A 21453-nucleotide genomic window follows, 5' to 3' on the forward strand; every position below is an offset into this window, starting at 1 on the left:
TAAGTGACATGTCTTCATATTCGAAGAATTGTATTTGGGAGCGGCCTTCGGGTCGCTTTTTGCGTTTCTGGGCTAATGCCATCGATACGCAGTTTTTGTACCGGCGTTCTTCGTGCTCCCGCACTTAATTTCCATCAACCCGTTGATCCGGCGTTACTGCTGTCCGCGACTGCATCAGTCATCGCAGCCTCAACATTCACGCTTCGATACGCAGCGATGCGACCCCCCACTCTGAGAGACCTTCCATGACATCACCACGGCCCCTAAGCGCGAGGCAACAGGCCTTCGTTGAGGAATATCTGGTCGATCTCAACGCTCCCCAGGCTGCGATGCGGGCAGGGTACAGCCGTTCGTACCCCGTCCAGATAGCGTGGAAGCTCATGCGGAATACGGCCGTCAGAGACGCGATCGACACGGCGAAAGAACAGCGCTCGAAGCGCACGCAGATCCATGCGGATTGGTTGCTTTCGCGGCTGGCCGAAGAGGCGCTGGCGGATATTGCCGATCTTTATGATGACAATGGCGGGCTGAAGCCGGTCGATCAGTGGCCGTTGATCTGGCGGCAGGGACTGGTTGCAGCGGTTGAGGTCAAGGAGCTGTTCGAAGGGCGTGGCGAGAGCCGCGAGGCGATCGGGCGGGTGTCTCAGGTGAAGCTCAGCGACCGGATCAAGCGGCTGGAACTGATCGGCAAGCATATCGATGTGCAGGCCTTTCGGGAAAAGGTCGAGGTCGAGGTCAGCGGGTCGCTGGCCGAGCGGTTGGCGCGGGCCAAGGCGCGGGTTTTGGAGTGACGGGTTTTGTTGTCGCGGTTGACGGCGCCGGTCTGTCGGGGTGTTGGCGGGGAGTATACTTCAAGCTGCTTCGTGTGTGACTTCGATACGTGATGCATCTGATTTTCTGGCGCCGTGACGCCAGGTAGGAACTTGGAACGACAGCCCTTTGGTCGAAGGCGGAAAACCTCTCGGAGTCATCCTCGCTCTTGAGGCGAAGATCCATCTTTTCACGCGCTTAAGAGTGCGGCTCATGGATCCTCGGGTCGAGCCCGAGGATGACGGAGCAGGAGAGGTTTGACCTCATCGCAACGTCGTGCGGAAGTGATAAGTGACAGAGTGTCCGGCTGAATGACTGTGTATCCAGCTAAACCGCCGGGCGTCCTATTGGACGCACAAAGGACGCTTTGCCTTTTTTGAATCTAGGCGATGCTGCAGCAGATTATTCGCGCCGTGTGATCGGAAAGATCGCGACCCGCTTCAATCGGGCGAATGCGCGCCGATTATGACATTCAATACGAGACATTGCAGGCTTTGCCGGGAGACGTTTCATGGGCAATGCCAAGCAGGCGAGCAAGGGCCGTGTGGATGCCGATCTCGATGCAGAGATTATCGAGGCGGCGGCGCGGTTTCAGTATGATCCGCAGGCCTGGGCGCGGTTTGCCTGGGACTGGGGGCAGGGCGAGCTTGACGGAATCGCGGGGCCGCGGGACTGGCAGGCGGATATCAATGACGAGATCCGACAGCATCTGAACAGCGAGAACCGCTACCAGCCTTTGCAGATTGCGGTGGCGAGCGGCCACGGGATCGGCAAATCGGCGCAGATGGGGATGATGGCCAATTGGGCCATGTCGTGTTTTGCCGATTGCAAGATTGTGGTGACCGCCAATACCGAGACGCAGCTGCGCACCAAGACATCGCCGGAAGTGGGCAAGTGGTTCCGCTCCTCGATTACCAGCCACTGGTTCGAGACGCAGGCGATGTCGATCAAGTCTCGCGACCGCGGACATGCCGATCTCTGGCGGCTGGATTTCGTGGCATGGTCTGCCAACAATACCGAGGCTTTTGCCGGTCTGCACAACAAGGACCGCATCATCGTCTTGATGTTCGATGAGGCGTCGAAGATTACCGACAGTGTCTGGGAAGTGGCCGAAGGCGCGCTGACCGACGAAAACACCATCATCATCTGGATCGTCTTTGGTAATCCGACGCAGAATACCGGGCGGTTTCGCGAGTGTTTCCGCCGGCATCGCCGGCGCTGGATCAGGCGGCAGATTGACAGCCGCACGGTGCCCGGTACCAACAAGAAGAAACTTGCCGAATGGGTCAGCGACTACGGCGAGGACAGCGATTTCGTCAAGGTGCGAGTGCGCGGCATGTTTCCATCGACATCGGCAAAGCAGTTCATCTCCACCGAGGATGTGGACGCTGCCCAGAAGGTGCATCTGCGCAAGGAGCAATATGATTTCGCGCCGAAGATCATCGGCGTCGATCCGGCCTGGACGGGTGACGACGAGCTGGTGATCTATCTGCGCCAGGGGCTCTATGCCCGACTTTTGATGACCATGCCGAAGAACGACAACGACATTCTGGTGGCAAACCATGTGGCGCGCTTCGAGGATGAATTGCAGGCCGATGCGGTGTTCATCGACCTTGGTCATGGTACCGGCATCTATTCCGCCGGCGTGACGCTGGGGCGCACATGGCAGCTCGTCAGCTTTGCCGAAAAGAGCATCGACCGCGGCTGTCTCAACAAGCGTGCCGAAATGTGGAAGGGCATGCGCGACTGGCTGAAACAGGGCGGCGCGCTCGATGCGCGCGACGACATTCTCTATCACGACCTGATTGGCCCTGAGCTCGTGGCCCGTGTGGATGGCAAGCTGCAGATCGAGAGCAAGGAAGACATGAAGGCGCGGGGGCTTCCTTCTCCCAACCGTGCGGATGCGCTTGGACTGACCTTTGCCCGGCCTGTCGTGCCTAAGGGGCGGGGGGATGAGCGGTATAATCATAGCCGGGAGACCGGGTATGGTGATGGTGGGGATGGGTATAATCCGTTTGGGTGATGTGTGCGCCATCTGATGCGCTGTGATGTCCGGCGGTAGGAATGATGAAGGCGACCCCTTTAACGTTCTGGATCTGCCGTTGACCCCCCTCTGCCCTGCCGGGCAGAGGGGGGTTCTTCCACCCAACTCATTGTTTCCATGAAATTTAAGCCGAACGACCCGCGGTGCGGGCTGGCTCTGTCTGTCTTCAATTCGAGGTTTTGCGATGTGTGTTTTCAAGTCTCCCAAGGTGGCGAAGCCGGAGGATCCGAAGTTGCCGATCGAGTATGCGGCGCAGCGCGAGCCGGACGCCCAGACGGTGAATGGGGCCGGGCGCCGCACGCGGGATCGGTTGCGGGCGGCGACGTCCACGATGTTGACCGGGGTTCAGGGCGTGGGCGCGCTGGATACGAGCGGCAAGAAAAACCTGTTGGGAGGCTGATATGGCCGATACGATCCGCGAACGGCATGAGCGGCGCCTGAAGGCGTTGCAGAAGGAGCGCAACCCCTATGAGGCGCAGTGGCAGGAGCTGAACGATTTCATCGTTCCTGGCCGCTACCGCAAAGGGGATGCCCGTGACCCGAAGGGGATCAACGGCAACAAGAAGATCATCGACAATTCGCCGAAGCTTGCCCATCGCGTGGCGCAATCGGGCATGCAGGCGGGGCTGACGTCTCCCACGCGGCCCTGGATGCGCTACAGCATTACCGACAAGGATCTGCGCGAGTTCGGCCCTGTCAAAGATTATCTTTATGAGGCGACACGCCGGGCGCGCGAGCGGCTGGCGGTCTCGAATATATATAATTGTCTTCATTCCGGTTATGGCGACGAGCTTCTGTTCGGGCAGTTCTGCCTGATCCTGACGCGCGCCGGGCGGCGCCTGCACGGCATCTTGCCGCCGGTCGGGCAATATTGGCTGGCGCAGAGCCAGTATGGCATGCGGGTCGATACCTGTTATCGCCGCGTGTGGATGACGGTGGAGCAGATCGTCGGGCGCTGGGTGGCAAAGCCCAATTCCCGCGATATGGACTGGTCGAACGTGTCCTCCACCATCAAGAACCTGTGGGACCGGGGCAATTACGACGAGGTGGTGGAGGTGTTCAACGCCATCGAGCCGCGTTCCGCCCGCGATCCCGCCCGCCCGACGAAGGCCAACAAGCCCTTCATGTCCAACTATTGGGAAGCGGGCCAGGACCGCGACAAGATGCTGGAAGTGAGCGGCTTCGACCGCAATCCGCTGATTGCGCCGCGTTGGGATGTGGTGGGCGAAGATGTCTATGCCGCCACATGCCCCGGCATGGATGCGCTGCCGGATGTGAAGATGCTGCAGACCGAACAGCGCTGGAAGGGCATGGGCATCGAACACCAGGTGCGCCCACCACTGGTGGCGCCGACCTCGCTTCGCAACAAGCGCAATTCCTCGCTGCCTGGTACCGTGACTTTCGTCGACGAGCAGAGTGTCGGGACTGCGGCCTATCGCCGTGCCTTCGAGGTGAATGTGCCGCTCGGCGATCTGGCCGCCGATATCGATGAGGCCAAGCGCCGGGTGGACCGCGCCTTTTATGCCGATCTCTTCATGGCGATCAGCACGATGGAGGGCGTACAGCCGCGCAACCAGTTCGAGTTGACGCAGCGCAAGGAAGAGCAGCTTCAGCAGCTGGGACCGACGGTGGAGCGACAGCATCACGAACTGATCCAGCCCTTGGCCGACTGGGTGTTCTACCAGCTGGACGACGACGACGAGCTGCCGGACGCGCCGCAGGATCTGCAGGGCGAGGAACTGAATGTCGACAATATCTCGACGCTCTACCAGGCGCAGCTTGCGGTTTCGACCGGCTCTATCGAGCGCATGGTGAGTTTCGTCGGCAATCTTGCCGGTGCGCGACCTGACGCGGTGGACAAGCTCGATGTCGACCAGGCGATCGACGAATATGGCGATGCGATCGGTGTGGTGTCCACCATCGTGCGTTCCGATGACAAGGTGAAGGCGATCCGCGACGAGCGGGTGCAACAGCAACAGGCGGCGCAGGCGACGGAAGCCGCCGCCAAGCTGGCGCCTGCATTGCGCGATGGTGCGCAGGCGGCACAGGCGCTTTCCGCCACCGACGATCATGGCGGGCCGGTGGAACTGCTGCGCAAGCTTGGAATTGCCGGATGACAGCCAAAACAATGCAGGAACAGGCGCTCGATCTCGCAACCGAGTTCGTGCTGGCGGAGCCGCGTGCGCGCGAATTTCTCTGGTGGGTGCTTTGCCAGTGCAACGTCTATGGCGCACCGCATGTGGTGAATGGCGAGACCGGCATTCACATCGGTCGCCGGATCATCGGCGTCACCATCATCGACCAGCTGAACCAGATCAAACCCACCGCCTATGCCGAGATGATGATCGAGGCCCACAGACGCGCGGAAAAGCGCAAGAGGGAAGAGCATGCTGAGACAGTGGATGAATAGCGCCACCTTTGCGCCGGAAGGCCATACCGATTGGGGCGCTGCCCCGAATCATGGCGGCAATGACAATGCCAACGCCAATGACGATGCGCCGCTTCTGAACGGGGCGGCCGAGAAGCTTTCTGCCGGCCAGAATGGGGCCGGGCGAGAGGGTGGCGAAGGGGAGGGTGACAACCTGTCTCCCGAGCCGGGCGATGCCGCCGATCTGGTGCCTGAAAATGGTCAATACGACATCAAGCTCGATGGCGGCATTGAACTCGACCGGGCGCTGCTGGACCGCGCCTCTCCGGTGATGAAGGAGCTTGGCCTGACGAATGGCCAGGCGAGCCGTCTGGCCGGCGTGATCGCCGAGCAGCGCAAGCTTGAATATGACGCGCTGAGCGAGCGCCACCAGAAGATTACCTCCGACTGGCAGCAGGAAATCCGCGCCGACCGGGACTTTGGCGGCGACAATCTTTCGACCAGCCTCAACAACGCAAACCGCGTGATCGCGACGTTCGGAGACGATGCTCTCCGCCGCGATCTCGTCGAAATCGGGATTGGCAACCATCCCGGACTTTTCCGGCTATTGGCCCGTGTCGGCAACGCTCTCAGTGATGACAAGCCCGCATCGTCGGAAACCGCAGCAGCCCCTCCGACCTCGCCCGAACAGGCGATGTATGGAGCGACAACATCAACGACACGAGGTTAACACATGGCCACTATCGGCAATATGTATCCCACCCTTTCCGACCTGAAGAAGCAGGGCTGGGGCGACGACATTTCCACCATCATCGACATGCTGGTGCAGTTCAACGCGATGTATGAAGACGCGCCGATCTTCGAATGCAACATGGGCTCGTCACATCTGACGACGGTGCGCACCGGCCTTCCCGTTCCCACCTGGCGCAAGCTCTACAAGGGCGTTCTGCCGACCAAGGGCACGACGGCGCAGGTGAAGGACGCGACCGGCATGCTGGAAGACTGGTCGGAGGTCGACGCCAAGCTGGTCGAAATCGCAAAGAACCCGGCGCGCTTCCGGCTCAATGAAGCCAAGGCCCATATTGCGGGCATGGCGAACATGCTGGGCTCCACCGTCTATTACGGCGATATCGACGTGAACCCGGAGCGTTTTACCGGCCTGCATGCCCGCTTCAATTCCAAATCCGCCGCCAATGGCCGCCAGATCGTCGATGCCGGCGGCACGGGCTCGGACAACACCTCCATCTGGTTCGTGACCTGGGGTGAGGATTCCGTTCACCTGCTTTATCCGGAAGGATCGAAGGCCGGTCTGCAGCGCGAGGACAAGGGCAAGACCACCAAGGAACTGCCGGACGGCTCTCTCTACGATGTGTACCGCGAGAAGTTCCAGCAGGATATCGGCCTTTCGGTGCGCGACTGGCGCGGTGTGGCGCGTATTGCCAATATCGATATTTCCGATCTGCGCGCCAACCCGACGGCCGGCGGTGCCGATCTCATCAACCTGATGATCGACGGCTATTACGCGCTGCAGAACCCGAACCAGCCGAACGGCAAGACGGTGATCTATGCCAGCAAGACGGTGCAGACCTTCCTGCACAAGCAGGCAATGAACCGCACCAATGTGAACCTGACGCTCGACCAGAGCCAGGGCAAGCCGATCGTCTCCTTCCTTGGGCATCCGATCCGCCGCGACGACAATATTCTCGAAACAGAAGGGCAGATCGTCTGAGGACGGTCTGGAACAGGTGACACTCCATGATTTTTGACGCACAGAATCTCTTCTCGGATGGGCAGGCGATTACCGCCTCGACCGTATCCACCAATGTCATCGACTTCGGCGCATCGGGCAAACCCGTGGGTGCAGCTGCCGCGATCCGCAAGGATCTTGGCCGCGGCAAGAAGGTCGATCTTCGCCTGCAGATGGTGGAGACGGCGCTTGCTGCCGGTGCGGCGACGCTGACCGTCGATCTGCAGACCGACGACAATGAGGCGTTCTCCTCGCCGCGTGTGGCCTGGACCTCCGGCGCGATCCCCAAGGCGGCCCTCGTGGCAGGCTATGTGTTTCCGCTGGAGTTCTTTCCGCGCGGTGCCGACGAGCGCTTTGCCCGTCTTGCCTACACGGTCGCCACCGGTCCGCTGACGGCGGGCAGGATCACCGCCGGTGTGGTGGCCGCCTCGGAGGACAATAATTATGACTAAGACCGTGATGGCGACCCGGGCCGGTGTCTACGGGCATTTTCGCGAAGAGGGCGAGGTTTTCGAGATTGCGACCGAGAACCATTTCTCCGCCTTCTGGATGACCGAGATTTCGCCGGAAGAAGCGCTGGCGCGTCAGGCGGCGGCCCGCAAACGGGCGGAAGCACAGCGCCATGGGACCGAGACGTCCCGTGTCGACAATGTGGAGATCGAAGCTCTGCGCGTCGAGATTGCCGAAAAGAACGCCGAGATCGAGCGGCTGATGCGCAATGCGCCCGTTGCTTCTGCCGAGAAGACCGCGGCGGATGTGGTGAAGATGGCGAGCGATCCGGGCGTCGAGTTCATGACCTTCAAGGCGGCGGCGCGCAAGCTTCTGGGCGAGGCGACGCCTTCGACCAAGGCGGAGATTATTGCCGCACTTGAGGACAAGGTGAGCCAGGGGTGATGGTCGCGGTCAGTTGAAGGACTGGCCTGCCTCCATAAGCCCATTGAAAGATGGGTCCTCGGGTCAAGCCCGAGGATGACCCAAAGTGAATGCTGCATACCGCATCCTGAACCCGGCTCAATCCAGAGCCGGGTTTTCTATTTTGGAGAAGCGAATGTCATCCGTTACCAGCATCTGCAACATTGCGCTGTCCAATATCGGCAAGAAGACCATTTCCGACATAGACGAGCCATCGACCGAGGCGCGCACCTGCAAGCTCCACTATGCGCTGACGCGCGACCGGTTGCTGCAATCCTATGAATGGGAATTTGCCAAGACCATGGTCGATCTGGCGGAGGTGGCCAATCCGCGCCCTGAGCGCTGGCGCCACGCCTATGCGCGGCCGCAGAATTGTCTGAAGCCGCTACGCATCGTGCCGGCCGTGCTTTTGCCAGGCGATAGCGATGACGTCGCCTATCATGCAACCGAAGGGCTGATCTTTTGCGATCAGTCTCCGGCGAAGCTGGAATTCGTGCGGCAGTTCGACGATCCCGCGCGTTATCCGCCGCTTTTCGAAGAGGCGTTGAGCTGGGCGCTGTCGGCCAAGATCGCCATTCCGCTGACATCCGACCAGTCCACCCGCAAGGATGCCTACCAGATTGCGGCTTCGTCTTTCGAGGCGGCGAAGGAGGCGGATGCGGATGAAAATCGATCGAGCTGGACCGACAGTTCCACGCTGATGACGGCACGGGGTTAAGGCGATGGCGATTCTGCGCGTGATGCAGCCGGCCTTTACCTCCGGCGAGTTGAGCCCGGCGCTGTGGGCCCGGGTCGATGTGGATAAATATCGGTCCGGTCTCAAGGTGGCGAAGAACATTTTCATTCACCCTCATGGCGGAGCGTCCAACCGCAGCGGTCTTGAATTTATCGGCCGGACGCGGGGTTCGGGCTTTGCCATTCTGCTCCCCTTCATTTTCGATGCGGAGACGGACCAGACCTATAATCTGGAATTCTCCCATCTGAAGATGCGTGTCTATCGTGCCGGGAGCCCGGTGCTGGAGGCGGCAAAGACGATCACCGGTATTTCCATTGCCGCAAATGGCGTGGTGACATCCGCAGCGCATGGCTTTGCGAATGGCGACGAGGTGTTCCTGTCCGGCGTTGCCGGCATGAGTGAGCTGAACAATCGCAATTTCATTATCCGCAATGTGACGGCCAATACGTATCAGTTGGAGGACCTGCTGGGTGTCGCTCTCTCCACGCTTGGCATGCCGGCCTATGCGGGTGGCGGTACGGCGCGGCGCGTCTACGAGATTGCCTCGCCCTATACGGCGGACGAGTTGCGGCGCGTGGTCTTTGCCCAGGAAAATGATGTGATGTATCTGACGCATCAGACACATCCGCCGATGAAGCTCTCCAGGCTCGGCGATGCCAACTGGCTGTTTTCGCCGCTGACCTTCGTGCCACAGATTGCCAAGCCGACGGGGGTGAAGGGGACCGTGTACTTCAAGCGCAAGACCGGCTCGGTTGCCAATATCGGCTACCGCGTGTCGGCAGTCGGTGCATCGGGCGCGGAAAGTGCGGCGTCTGCCGGCGTCACCGTCGGGGTTCAATATGAGAATGAGGACGGGCGCCGGGTACGGCTGACCTGGAACGCCTCTACCGGCGCTGCCCTCTATCGCATCTACCGCTCTGACGCGAGTACCGGCATTCTGGCCGAAACGCCGCTTGCGGAAATCGAGATCGACCAGACGCAGTATCAGGGCGATGGAACGGCCATCCCCTCAGCTTCTGCAACGGGCGCGCCGCCGGTGCCGACGGGCGTGACGGGTACGATCGTCTACGGCAAGGAAATGAAATATGTGGTGGCGGCCATCTCCGATGAGACAGGGGAAGAAAGCCTGCCATCCGAGCCTGCGACGCTGCGCAACGACATGGTTTATCGCGGCAACCGCAATGTGCTGTTCTGGACAGCGACGCCTGGGGCAGGAAGCTATGTGGTCTACCGGCTGGACAATGGCCGCTATGGCTATGTGGGCAAGACCGAGACGACGAGCTTTACCGACGAGAACATCACGCCGGATCTGGCGAGCGGCCCGCAGGAGGGATACAACCCGTTTGACAGTGCCGGCAATTATCCGGCTTGCGTGAATTTCTACGAACAGCGGCTTGCCATGGGCGGCACGGCGAATGTGCCGGCGGGGCTTTGGCTCGGGCAATCTGCCAATTATGAGAATTTCGGCGCGGCCTCGCCGGTAAAGGCAAGCGACGCCATCACCTTGCGCATCCGTTCCAAGGAGAAGAACCAGATCCGCGCGATCAGCGAGTCTCGCGGCATGGCGGTCTTCACCACGGCGAACGAGTTCAACGTGGCCGGCAGCGGTGAAGAGATCATGACGCCGACCAATATGGTGGTGAAGAAGCAGAGCAACCGTGGCTCATCCTGGTTGCAGCCGATTGCGGTCGGCGACGTGATGCTGTTTGCGCTGGCGCGGGGCGGGGTTATTCGCGACTATTCCTATGAATTTTCCAACGACAATTTTACTGGCCAGGATCTGACGATCATGTCGCGCCATCTGTTTGAAGGCCGGCAGGTTGTGTCCTGGGCTTTTGCGCAGTCGCCCTATTCGATCGTCTGGGTGGTGCTGGACAATGGGCAATGCGTGAGCCTGACCTATATGCGTGAGCATGAGGTGTGGGCCTGGACGCGGCATGAGACGGATGGTCAGTTCGAGGCGGTGAATGTGGTGGCCGAGGGCGACGAGGACGCGGTCTATTTCGTCATTCGCCGCACGGTGGATGGCAAGTCGCAGCGTTACATCGAGCGCATGCATTCGCGCCTCTTTGCGATGTCCGAAGATGCGTTCTTCGTCGATAGCGGGCTTTCCTATGAGGGCGCGCCGACGAAGACGATGCGCGGGCTTCACCACCTGGAGGGCAAGGTGCTGGTGGCGCTGGCGGATGGCAATGTGGTGCGCGATCTGGTGGTGACGAATGGCACGGTGACGCTGCCGATTGCGGCTTCCAAGGTGCATGTCGGCCTGCCTTACGAGGCGGAGCTGAGGACGCTCGATGTCGATCTTGGCAATGTGGGTGAGCTTGGCACGGTGCAGGCGAGGAACAAGGCGATCGCCAATATCACGCTCAGGGTGGAAAAGACCCGCGGCATCTGGGCCGGGCCTGCCGAGGATGCGCTGGTGGAGCTGAAGCAGCGTGAGTTCGAGAACTGGAGCGAGGCGATCCGCCTTGCGACTGGCGATGTGGAACTGACGCCGACGGCAGACTGGACGAAGGGTGGGACGATGATCATCAAGCAGTTCGATCCGCTGCCGATGACGGTTCTGGCCATCATGCCGGATCTCAGGGTGGCAGCGTGACGGTTCGGGTGATCGAGGCCAGCATCGACCATGTGGATGTGATTGCGCCGCGGATGCGTGAGGCCGACCGCGAGGAGGTGTTCGCCGCCGTGGGACGCGGACCGGCCTCTGCGCTTTTGCACTCGCTGGAGCGGTCCGACTTTGCCCATACCGTGTTGTTCGACGATGTGCCGGAGCTGATGTTCGGCTGCGGCACGACGAATATTCTGACCCGGACCGGTGCGCCGTGGCTGCTGGGGACCGATGCGCTGGAGCGGCATGCGCGCGATTTTCTGCGAGGCTCTCTCCACTGGGTGGCCGAGATGCGGCAGCGCTACACGCTGCTGCAGAATGTGGTCGATGACCGGAATGTGGTTTCCAAACGGTGGCTGCAATGGCTGGGCTTCACGCTCTCCGATCCGCAGCCTTTTGGCTATGAGCAGCGCCCTTTTCGTATTTTTGAGATGAAGGCTTGAGGCATGTGTGATTTTGGTCTGATCCTTGGCGCCGCCTCGACCGTGATTGGTGCGGCCGGCGCAAAACAGGAGGCGGAGGCAAGTGCCGCCGCATCCGAATATAACGCGAAAGTCACGGACATGAATGTGCGGCTTTCCGAGAGGCGGGCGCGAGACGCGCTGGACCGCGGTAAGCTGGAAGAGCAGAAGAAGCGCCAGGAGACGGCGCAAATTACCGGCCAGCAAAGGGCAGCGATGGCCGCCAATGGCGTGGACCTGACATTCGGCTCTCCGCTTGATCTGTTGGTCGATACCGCAACGCTTGGTGAGATCGACGCGCTGACCATTCGCCGCAACGCCGCAAACGAGGCCTATGACTTCGCCGTGGCGGCGGCCAATGGCCGGGCGGAGGCGAGCCTGGCGCGGGCGAATGCCAAGAACACCCGCAAGGGCGGCAACCTGAAAGCGATTGGCACGCTGCTGACCGGAGCGAGCAAGACGTTTGGCGATAGTCCATTGTTCAAGCCGAAACCGGGGACGGGATGAGCGCCCATTGTTGGTCGGGGCTTTTCGAAGCCCTTCAGCCGTCAAGGCGTCTTGGCGAAGGGGTCTTGCTGCTTTGCATCTTCGGCGCTGTTGCGGAGCATTTTTTCAGTCTCGTCCTGGCAGGCGCGCATTTGTGAGAAGGCCGTCTTCGCTCCGTCGAGCCGAAGGTCCGCAACCTCCTTTCCGTCATAGGTCACAAGCAATTGGCTGCTCGTTTCAAACTGGGCCATGAGCTTCGCCATTTTTGTGACGATGCTCAATCCGTGCGATGAGCTTGAGCCAGTTGCTTCTAGCTCCAAGGCTTTCTTGGAATCAAAGGAAAGATGGAGCGCATAGGCCTTGTCGTCTTTCAGGGACTTCCACTTGTCGTTTCTGAGAAGGACGTAAAATCCGGCGTTGCCAGGAAGCATAGCGAAACCGACGTGCAGGATCGTGCGGTCTTCATAAAGGCGCGACACGTAGCAGCCGAAGCCGAGATCTGGCTCAACATTGACCGACCACTTGCCAAAGGTTCCCCACTCGACCGGATCGGCGTAGGCGCTGAACGGCATGCAGGAAAGGCAAGCGGCGAGGAGGGTGTGTTTCAAGAGCCTGTCCATGTCTTTTGCCTGATCATGCTGGATGGTTATTGTGCCGGATGCGGTTGTGACGGCTCTGTTCGACCATCGCTCTTATCGACTGCACATCGACGCTACTGCTATCTCAATCACGGTTTGAAGGGGTCGTCCGAGGCTTGCGTGGAAGATTTCCTGGCGAAGGGATCGGACGTGTCGGGCTCCATTCTGGAGATTTTGAAGAATTCGTCGGTCGTCTTCTGACAGGCATCCATTTCTTCTATAGCCTCTTCGACGCCACTTAGGGAAAGGTGGGCTATCTCCTTCTTCTCATAGAACATCTTGACGATTTTGCTGGACTTGAACCCGTCGAGAAAGTCCTGCAAACTCGATTTCATCATAAGTCTACGGTTGGATCCTTGAACGTAGGCTGTAGTCTCTACATCCCAGTTTATGCCCTCATCGAATTCGAAGTTGACGGAATAGACTTTCTTGTGGACCAGCGATTTCCATTTTTCATTCCCAACAGAGAGAAAAAAGCCTGGCTTTCCCTTTTTGAAATAGCGCCAAAACATCAGTTCATGACCGGTTTCAAACACAGACATGACGACACAAGTATTGTCGAGGTTCGGTTGCATCTGAACCCTCCAAGTGCCGAATTTGCCCCAAAGGACCGGGTCTTTTATCTCCGGTGCGTTCTGCGCGGCGGCGGCGAAAGGCATGCAGGCCAGGAGGAGGGCGGCGATTGCCTGTTTCATGTGAAGGCCTGCTTTATGTTGGCTATCGGCAAGGTGGTGAGACTTGCGCATTTGTGCATGAGTCGAAATGCGTGTCGAGTGGTTTTGCCTTGGAAACGGGGTGCGCCCGATGGGTTGCAGAGAGGATACTTTCGTCCGTTAGATCAATGTCCATCGGGCTAATTGGCCGGTCAGATTGTGCTGAGGCCAGCGTCGAGGGGCTGACCTCCCGACCCCGGGGTCGTCCGCAGGTGCATCAGACCTCGACATAAGGGCGAAGACAGCAAGTGTTACAATTTTTGGGGATCGTCTGATGGTTCTACGGAGGGGTCCTTGGCGAAGGGATCGGCTTCCTGTGACTTTGGTTTTCGGGCTTTCAAAATCTCGTCAGTCTTTTTCTGGCAGGCGTTCATCTCGGCTATCGCCTTGGCGACGCCTCTCAAAGAGAGGTTAGCGATCTGTCTGCCGTCGTAGAAGAGCGTGGCGGTGTCGCTAGTCTGGAAGTGTTCGAGGAACATCTCATTATCTGTGGCGATCAAGAGACTGCGGTTGAAATCATCCTCCACTGTTGCCGATGCGTTCGTCTTCCAGATTCCATAATCGCCAAGCTGAACTTCCAAGGCATATCTCTCATCATCCTTCAGAGATTTCCATCTTGGGTTATTGACGGACAAGTATAGTCCAGAGCCGTCCTTTTGACGAAAGCGTCCAAATCGCATTACGACGCCCTCACCGTAAATGCGGGCCACGTAACAAGCATTTCCGCGAGTAGGGTCCATAAAGACGTGCCAGCCACCGAAGGTGCCCCAGACGGTGGAGTCTTTCGGGGGCGCGTCCTCAGCGACAGCAACAAATGGCGCGAGGACGACAAGAAAAGCGGCAATTGTCTGTTTCATGCGGGACTTGTTGATCAGAACCAGGTTGAAGGTCATTCATTTGCACACGGGTTGAAATGTCTGTCCAGGCGTTTCGCCGTGTCGGTGAGATCGTGCTCGGTGCACCGCCGCTGTTGACGCTAAGCTGGTTCATGGTTTGGGCGCGAATGGGTCATCCGTTGCGCTTGTTGCCGGAGGCTTGGCAAAAGGATCCTCCGTGGTGCTCTCCGCTGGAGGCTTGGCGAATGGATCATCCGGTGTCGCAGTCTCTGGCGTCTTGGCGAATGGATCACCAAACTCTTCCGGCGAGCTTTTAAGGTCTTCCATAACCATTGCCAAGCAGTCAAGCATTGCAGAAATCGCCTCGGCAGCGCGATCGAACTTCAATGCAATGGCCGCTCCGCTTACGGGTTTGACGTGAAGCACCTTATTCTTTGCGAACTCTTCGAAAAGTTGAGTATCCTGCGGCACCACAATAAATAGCATCTGGCTATCGTCCATGAAATCGGCTTTCGCCTTTATGGGCGCCGATGAACCGAACTGAAGACGCACATCGAGGTTCTTGCTGGGTTTAAGTACAGTCCATTTGTTGTGTGTGACCGAGAAGTAAACGCCTCGCGCTTCTTCTAGGGGTAAGACGCCGAGGGTGATGGAGGCGTCTGCGCCAAACGACCTGTACATCGAGCAACCGTGCGTCGCTCGACGGTCATTGAAAACGGACCATTCGCCGACCTGTCCCCACAATTCGGTCTCTGCGCGTGTGGTGGTTGGCAAGCATGCGAGGAATGCGAGTGCAATGGCCGTTTGTGCGGTCCCGAGCAAAACCGCTTTCCCAGACAATATCGATTGAAAGATCACTGGTTTCTCATTGGTGGCGGCATTTGTCTGCCTAGTCTGCATTGCTTTTATCGTCGAGTTCGAAAGCTGCCGCTTGTCCTCAGCGGTGGCGCAGTCCATCGCCGTTACAGCTCGCGCGGACGGTCCACTGCTCCGACAGGAGATTTTTTGGCGAAAGGTTCAGCCTCTTCAGTCTTCGGGTTCAGTTTCTTCAAAACCTCGTCGGTCTTCTTCTGGCAGGCGTTCATCTCCCTCACGGCCTCGGTGACGCCCTTTAGCGACAGGTTGATGATTTCCTTGTCATCATAGTAAACTTTGGCTGTGTCGCTTGTCTCGAACTCTTCGAGGAACTTTTCATCTGCACCGGAGACCAAGAGCGAGCGCGTTACATCGTCGTCCTCCACGACTCCCATAGCGCTTGCGGACCAAGGATCATTATCCCCAAACTGAAGGTCGATGAGATACTCTTGCCCATGCTTGAGCGACTTCCACTTTGGGTTGTTGACCGAAAAATACAGGCCGGAGTTGCCCTGCTTGCTGTAGCGCCCAAACCGAAGCACGACGTCCGCGTCGTACACACGACCCAAATAACAAGCATTGCCGGCGGTCGTATCGACACGAACGCCCCATTCACCGAATGTGCCCCACAGGATGGTATCCTTCGAGAAGGCGTCCTCTGCTGAAGCTACAAAAGGCATGCAGGCCAGAAGAAGGGCGGCGGTTGCCAGTTTCATGCGCGGGCCTGCTGTTCGGGTGCGGTATTGGTTTGAGACCTGGATATCTGCGCAGGAGTTGGAAGGGCTGTCGAGTCGTTTCTTCGAGCTAAAGCGTGTCGCGATCTTTCAGATTCGCTCATACGCTTTAGATCTTTGTTTTGTCGCATGTCGTTATCGCAAAACCGGTGACCACTTTTGCGCGACATGCTTAGGCGTGTGTTCTCACAGGTGAGAATGCGCAGACCTGCCGCGGGTGAGGGCTCGGCCAATGGCTGCAGCCTGCTCTTACAAAATCACGAGATTAGATGTTGCCAGGCGTTCTTCGGGGCGCCTTTTTCATGGAGTGCGCCATGGCTGAGGTTCCGGTCAAACAATATTTTCGCCAGGCCGCCGTGCCTGTTTATCAGGGCAGCGTTGTCCCGCGGCCGATCCTCCAGCAGCCACTGACGGTGAAGGCAACGGAGAATGATTTTGGTGCGCAGGTGGGCAAGGGCATGCAGTCTCTTGGCGAAGGGCTCGGCAAGATGGCCGAGTTTGCCAGCAAGCTGCGCGACCTTCAGGCCGACACCACCGCCAAGGACAGCAAGACTGCCTTCGAGCGTGCAAAGCTTGCGTTGGAGCATGGCGAAAATGGCTATCTCAACACAAGCGGCCAAGGCGCTGTCGAAGGCTATCCCGGCTATGAAGAGGCGCTTGCCAAGCTTCAAAAGACCTTTGAGCCGAAAGACCCGCTGGCGGCGGGACGATATGAGGCGATGGTCGCTCCTGTGGTGACGACCAGCCTGGAAGCCGCCATCAAGCACAAGGCGCAGGGGCAGAAGGAGTGGGTGGGCAAGGCCGCGGAGGGCAGGCTTTCTCTTGCCAAGGACCAGGCGATCGCCGGCTACAACAAGCCCGAACAGATCAATTCCGCGGTGGCATCCGGCGTCACCGAAATCCACAATCTCGGTAAGCTGAACGGCTGGACGCCGGAGGTGATCGTGGCCAAGGCCATGGACTTCATAACGGGACTTCACACCGGGGTAGCGATGACGATGGCCGGAAAGCCTGGTGGGGCGACCGCGGCGATGGAGTATCTGAAGGCCAACAGTGCCCAGGTGGACCCGAAGGCGCGGGCGGAACTGGAGACCAAGATCAGGCCCTTGGCAATCGACGAGAAGGGCAAGCAGATTGCCCTGGAGATCGTTTCGGAGAAACGGACACCCGCCGGTGCGAGTGACGATGTTGTGACGGGCGCTGTGGATAAGGCTTCGCCCGGCAAGGCTGAGACTGGTGCTGGTAAGGATGTTGGCACGCGAGGCGATGCCGATGCCGCTCAGAATCCAACCGCTGATGCCGGCAAGGATACGGTTGTCAGAACGGAGAGGAATAGCAGCAACACCGCTGACGGTGGGGACGCGAAGGCTCGGCCCGGTCAGACATCCACAGGTGGCGTGAACCGTGCCGCGGAGGAAGAACCGCAACGCGGCGGACCAACGCGGGCGAAAGCGTTTCTCGTTTCAATCTCGGCAAAGCCCGATCGGCCCGGCGACGCGCTTCCGCTTGACAATGCCCTTGCCGAAAACACCAAGGCCTTAATCGAGGATGCGCCAGAGCGCATCCGTAAGGGATTGGGGGTGAGCTTCGGCGACCCAAGGTCGCGCGCGCCTCTTGCGTCCACTTCTGCCGGGCGCAGCATCCAGTTGACCTATGAGGGGCGGCCGCTGGATCAGGCTCCGGCTCAGGTTCTCGACTGGCTTCACGACAATGCCGAACAATATGGTCTGCGGTTTCCCTATGAGACCGATCCATCCTCCACCGCGCCGGAGGCGTTCGGACGTGGCGGCAGCACTCTTGTTGCGGCGCAGGATGGGGTTGCGGCGCGCAGTCAAATGCTGCCCTTTTCACAAGCGATGGGAAGGGTGCGGCTGATTGAAGACCCGGAGTTGCAGTCTTCGACGCTGCGTTATGTGAAGGGGATGTTCCGGGAGAGTGGCAGAGCCGAGAGTGCGGCTGCCAACGCTGCGAAGATGCAGATGTGCCAGATGATCATGGACAACGTGCCCGTGTCCCAGATCCCGCTCGACCTGAAACTCGCGGCCGGCCCGGATGCTGTCGATGGCGTCAAGCAGTTCGAGGCGCAGGGCGGCAACGTAAAAGCCAATCCCGATCTCCATGATCAGCTTTCAATCATGAGTGCGAGCAATCCTCGGCAGTTTTTGAAGATGGACCTTACCGGACCGGAGATCATCAACAGGCTTTCCCGGGAGCAATGGAAGGGTCTGGCGGACAAGCAAGGCTCCATCCGGGCCGACGGGGCAAAGGCCGACCGCGATGGCACATTTTACAAGCAGGCGTTCCAGGAAGCCGGATTGACGCTGGAGGAGGCGGGGATCAACACACCTCGCCAGACGCTGCGCTATAATGCGCGGTTGCAACGCGAGATCGACCAGTGGGTGGAGCGCAAGGGCGAATATCCGAATTTTGCCGAGAGGCAGTCAATGATCAACATGCTCGCCATGGAAGTCATCTACACGGAGAAACGTGCTCGTCTGTCTCCAATGAGGCTGATCGACGACGGTGAAGATCAGGTTGGCAGCGGCTATATGTTCGACAATGACGACAGGCCGGAAGGATCTGACGTCAGGCTTACGGCGCGCTATGGCAAGATCCCGCCAAACGAACGGGCGCGGCTTTTCAAGGTGCTGATGAAGAAGAACGGCAAGGCGCCGTCACGAGCTGAAATCGAAGCGGAGTACAGCGCTGAGGCGATGGAAACCATTGGGACAGATTGATGCTGTTCTTGCCGGTCCAGTGCTCTATCGTTGAGGCGATGCCTCTAAGCTTCAGACACCTGTGAGCGCCATTTCCCTAGGGCGAATGGCGCTGTGACTGTTTGAACCGGCACCTGGCGCCTTTGGAAGGTCAGATTCGGATCTTCAGCCGGAGCTCTCAGTTCATCTTTCCCACGACCGCGAGCGCTTCAAAAATGACGCAAGCGATGACCGCTGAAAGCGCGCCTTTCCACGGATTATTTGAACGTCGTCGGATGAAATAGACGATTGAGCCAACGATCGCGCCTGCTGCGAATGTGGGGAGCATGCCTCCAACCCACTCTCCCAAAATCCGGCCAGGACTCTGAGACAATCGAGACGGATCCCAATCAAGCGGTGCCGTGACCAGCGCAGCGACGACCGTCGTGCAGAGCGCTGCGAAAAACATCTTTTTCAAGCGAGACCCCCATGTCCCCAGAAGAAAATCGAGACAGGACCCGTACACAAGGCGGGTCTTCTGTCAAGCAGACGGCGTATGACCTTCAGGATGTTCGCTCGACATTACCCTATGTTCCGGTGAGCGAAATGGACAAGCTTCTAAATGAGCACAGGTCTGTCGTCGAATTGCGGGGCAGCATGGCAGCTCAGGAATCTTTGCGGAAACAGAAGCAGCTCATTCTTCAGCAAAGTCCCGGATTGCGCGAAGCACTGAACGCTCGTGGGCACGCAGGCCTAACGGTAAAAGATTTGTCAAGTCTTGCGCTTTTTGAGCGAGCGCTGCAGCGTGTTCAACAAGAAGATGCCTACGCTAGTTCAATTGAGGCAAGTAGACGCGGATGGTTCAAAGGGTTCGGACTTGGAGCAGCGAACTCGGTCTCTCGTAGCATCTTGAAGATGAAGATCGCATACAACGAGTACAGGTTCCAACAAACTGCGGAACGAGCCTGGGATCGCAAAGCGTCATTTTCGGAAATTGCGAACAGTGGCCCCGACGTTGGCGTCTTATCTGCCGCGTTTCGATATATAGACGCGCGTTATGCTGATATGATCGGCACTGACGATGAGGAATCGGCACGTGAATTCGCCCTTGCTGTCGCACAACATACCAAAGAATTGGAGTATTTTCCTAAGTCCGAAATCGCCCAAAGTGCTGAGAAATCGATGTTTAAGAAGGGGGCAACTTGGGCTGAGCTCGCTGAAAACGTCGGGTCGACACTGATCGATAATCCTGTCGGTGTACTGTCTCTTGTGGCCGAAAATATAGGTGAGGAAGCTCTGCCAGTAACGGCGGCAGTTTTAACGACTGCCCTCACAAGGAATCCCAACGCTGGTGCGGCCATCGTGCTAGCCGGAAAATATGGTAACGAGCGTTACAATTCTTCAGCAGAATACCTCCAAGAAAAAGGTGTTGATCTCAAAAATCCCGAGCATGTCGATAGGATCGTCGACGACCGGACTTTGCTGGCCAAAGCCGATGAGTATGGTCGAACTCGAGCAACTGTCATCACTGCGGTCGATTTGTTTTCTGCTGGCTTGGGCAAGAGGGTTATGCTTGTGCCGCCGGTTATTGAAAGTGGCGTCAAGTCTGGGCAGGAGGTGCTCAGTGGGCCTGTTGGAGAATATGTTGCCCAAAAGGCGTCAGGCCAAGAGACTGACCCAAACAAGATATTTGGGGAATTTCTTTCAGGTTTGGGCTCCAAAACGAAAGACATTGGTGTTGATGAAGCGAAGAACATTGGTACTAGAGCTGTCCGAAGTTACAAAGAATATGCCGCAGCTGCGAAAGCAAAAGAAACCGAGGCCGCAGTTAATAAGCTAGGCGACGCCGCAGCTGCCTCAGACGTGCGCAAGCAAGACCCGGTCGCTTTTAGAGACTTTGTTTCTCAACTCACCAAGGGCTCCCCCACCGAATATCTCTACATCCGAATTGATCCGCTCAGAGACGTTGTTTCAAGCATCGGTGGCAATCCAAACGCAGTTTATGAAAAGCTGCGGATAGATAAAGCCGATTTGGATGCCGCAGTTCAGAGCAAGGGATACGTCAGATTTTCGATTGCGGACTACTCTACTCACTTTGATGGAGGCCAGTATGACCTATCGCTCCGCCCTCACATGAGCTTCGACCCTAACGCCAAGACGCCAGCGGAGGGACGAGAATTCATCACTAAAGAGGCCGAGCGTATTACCGAAGCGAAGAAGGCAGAAGAGACGACAGCTCGCGCTGAAGATCACGATCAAGCTGTTTCCAAGGCGAAACGGGGGCAGAGCTCTCAAAATCTGCAGTCTTCTGGTACGTTACCAGTAACTGCAATGCGCACCGTAAGGATCGGGAAGACCGGACGAACGCCCGACGACGATGGTCGAGGTGACACGTCGCTTCAGGATAGCTCCTTGAGCAACCAAGGGCAGTCACCCGTATCTGGTCCAGCACGGCTACCTCCCGCCAGTCTTCAGGGTGTTGGCGCGGGCAACGCGGCCACTAGTCGCGCTCCCGGCGATACCGGTACGAGCACGCCCTCTACGACCGATGCAGCGTCAGAAGCACAAGCTCAGGTTTCAACTAATATCCAGAAAGGGCCGCGGTTGCAGTCAGTTCCCGAAGGCCGTGGCGGGATGTCGACGGACCATTTCAAGAGGATGATGCAATCATCCACCGCGCCCGCGCCTCGGCTGGAACCGCCCAGCTCGCCACCCAAGATCCTCGATCAGCAAGGCCCCGCAGTTCCCACGGAGACGCCCTGGTCTGCGCGCCGAGACAAGCTGGAACGTAACGGACGATAAA

At 58.5% G+C, this 21453-nt stretch carries 20 protein-coding genes; 15 read left to right on the plus strand and 5 right to left on the minus strand.

What is annotated here, in order from left to right; genetic code table 11:
- Positions 1-245 precede the first annotated feature (245 nt).
- The 13 genes from AC07U5_RS03260 to AC07U5_RS03320 all read left to right on the plus strand — a co-directional run bounded on the left by AC07U5_RS03260 (position 246) and on the right by AC07U5_RS03320 (position 12199).
- A complete protein-coding gene (locus AC07U5_RS03260; RefSeq protein WP_494722286.1) occupies positions 246-791 on the plus strand; it encodes a terminase small subunit in 546 nt (181 codons plus the stop codon).
- Positions 792-1321: 530 nt separating this feature from the next.
- Entirely contained in the window at positions 1322-2833 is a 1512-nt protein-coding gene (locus tag AC07U5_RS03265) for a terminase (protein ID WP_494722287.1), read from the plus strand.
- Positions 2834-3038: 205 nt separating this feature from the next.
- Positions 3039-3254: a hypothetical protein gene (locus tag AC07U5_RS03270; protein WP_296086045.1), complete on the plus strand. Its 216-nt coding sequence runs from the start codon at positions 3039-3041 to the stop codon at positions 3252-3254.
- Between the two features lies 1 nt (position 3255).
- The gene (locus AC07U5_RS03275; RefSeq protein ID WP_494722288.1) at positions 3256-4971 is read left to right on the plus strand and encodes a portal protein; all 1716 of its coding nucleotides are present in this window, start codon (positions 3256-3258) and stop codon (positions 4969-4971) included.
- Entirely contained in the window at positions 4968-5264 is a 297-nt protein-coding gene (locus tag AC07U5_RS03280) for a hypothetical protein (RefSeq protein ID WP_062439578.1), read from the plus strand. The genes AC07U5_RS03275 and AC07U5_RS03280 overlap by 4 nt, the downstream gene beginning before the upstream one ends.
- Complete coding sequence (locus AC07U5_RS03285) at positions 5242-5952, plus strand: hypothetical protein (protein ID WP_494722289.1); 711 nt, start codon at positions 5242-5244, stop codon at positions 5950-5952. Before AC07U5_RS03280 ends, AC07U5_RS03285 begins: the two co-directional genes overlap by 23 nt.
- A gap of 3 nt (positions 5953-5955) precedes the next feature.
- On the plus strand, positions 5956-6951 hold the full coding sequence (locus AC07U5_RS03290) for a major capsid protein (RefSeq protein ID WP_062439585.1): 996 nt from the start codon (positions 5956-5958) through the stop codon (positions 6949-6951).
- Positions 6952-6977: 26 nt separating this feature from the next.
- Positions 6978-7421: a Bbp16 family capsid cement protein gene (locus tag AC07U5_RS03295; RefSeq protein ID WP_494722290.1), complete on the plus strand. Its 444-nt coding sequence runs from the start codon at positions 6978-6980 to the stop codon at positions 7419-7421.
- Positions 7414-7863, plus strand: a complete 450-nt coding sequence (locus AC07U5_RS03300) for a hypothetical protein (protein ID WP_494722291.1) — start codon at positions 7414-7416, stop codon at positions 7861-7863. Before AC07U5_RS03295 ends, AC07U5_RS03300 begins: the two co-directional genes overlap by 8 nt.
- 154 nt (positions 7864-8017) lie before the next feature.
- Positions 8018-8599, plus strand: a complete 582-nt coding sequence (locus tag AC07U5_RS03305) for a phage connector family protein (protein ID WP_113225154.1) — start codon at positions 8018-8020, stop codon at positions 8597-8599.
- Between the two features lie 4 nt (positions 8600-8603).
- Positions 8604-11219, plus strand: coding sequence for a ubiquitin-activating E1 FCCH domain-containing protein (locus AC07U5_RS03310; protein ID WP_494722292.1), 2616 nt, complete (start codon positions 8604-8606; stop codon positions 11217-11219).
- Entirely contained in the window at positions 11216-11674 is a 459-nt protein-coding gene (locus tag AC07U5_RS03315) for a hypothetical protein (protein WP_112358585.1), read from the plus strand. Before AC07U5_RS03310 ends, AC07U5_RS03315 begins: the two co-directional genes overlap by 4 nt.
- Before the next feature lie 3 nt (positions 11675-11677).
- Complete coding sequence (locus AC07U5_RS03320) at positions 11678-12199, plus strand: virion core protein, T7 gp14 family (RefSeq protein WP_494722293.1); 522 nt, start codon at positions 11678-11680, stop codon at positions 12197-12199.
- Positions 12200-12240: 41 nt separating this feature from the next.
- Here AC07U5_RS03320 and AC07U5_RS03325 read toward each other — a convergent pair whose 3' ends face one another.
- The 5 genes from AC07U5_RS03325 to AC07U5_RS03345 all read right to left on the minus strand — a co-directional run bounded on the left by AC07U5_RS03325 (position 12241) and on the right by AC07U5_RS03345 (position 15936).
- Positions 12241-12786 carry a hypothetical protein gene (locus AC07U5_RS03325; RefSeq protein WP_274103049.1) on the minus strand — a complete coding sequence of 182 codons (546 nt, stop codon included), beginning with the start codon at positions 12784-12786 and terminating at the stop codon, positions 12241-12243.
- A gap of 119 nt (positions 12787-12905) precedes the next feature.
- Positions 12906-13511, minus strand: coding sequence for a hypothetical protein (locus AC07U5_RS03330; RefSeq protein WP_274103051.1), 606 nt, complete (start codon positions 13509-13511; stop codon positions 12906-12908).
- A gap of 269 nt (positions 13512-13780) precedes the next feature.
- Positions 13781-14422 (minus strand): hypothetical protein, encoded by a 642-nt coding sequence (locus tag AC07U5_RS03335; RefSeq protein ID WP_274103053.1) that lies wholly within the window; start codon positions 14420-14422, stop codon positions 13781-13783.
- Between the two features lie 93 nt (positions 14423-14515).
- On the minus strand, positions 14516-15322 hold the full coding sequence (locus AC07U5_RS03340) for a hypothetical protein (protein WP_494722294.1): 807 nt from the start codon (positions 15320-15322) through the stop codon (positions 14516-14518).
- 5 nt (positions 15323-15327) lie between these two features.
- Positions 15328-15936 carry a hypothetical protein gene (locus AC07U5_RS03345; RefSeq protein WP_494722295.1) on the minus strand — a complete coding sequence of 203 codons (609 nt, stop codon included), beginning with the start codon at positions 15934-15936 and terminating at the stop codon, positions 15328-15330.
- A gap of 332 nt (positions 15937-16268) precedes the next feature.
- On the opposite strand from AC07U5_RS03345, the gene AC07U5_RS03350 reads away from it, so the two are divergent.
- Together AC07U5_RS03350 and AC07U5_RS03355 are read left to right on the plus strand one after the other, a co-directional pair.
- Complete coding sequence (locus AC07U5_RS03350) at positions 16269-18692, plus strand: hypothetical protein (RefSeq protein WP_494722296.1); 2424 nt, start codon at positions 16269-16271, stop codon at positions 18690-18692.
- Between the two features lie 447 nt (positions 18693-19139).
- Positions 19140-21452, plus strand: a complete 2313-nt coding sequence (locus AC07U5_RS03355) for a hypothetical protein (protein WP_494722297.1) — start codon at positions 19140-19142, stop codon at positions 21450-21452.
- Position 21453 lies beyond the last annotated feature (1 nt).

This window comes from Agrobacterium sp. GW821-FHT02D03 (assembly GCF_059421725.1).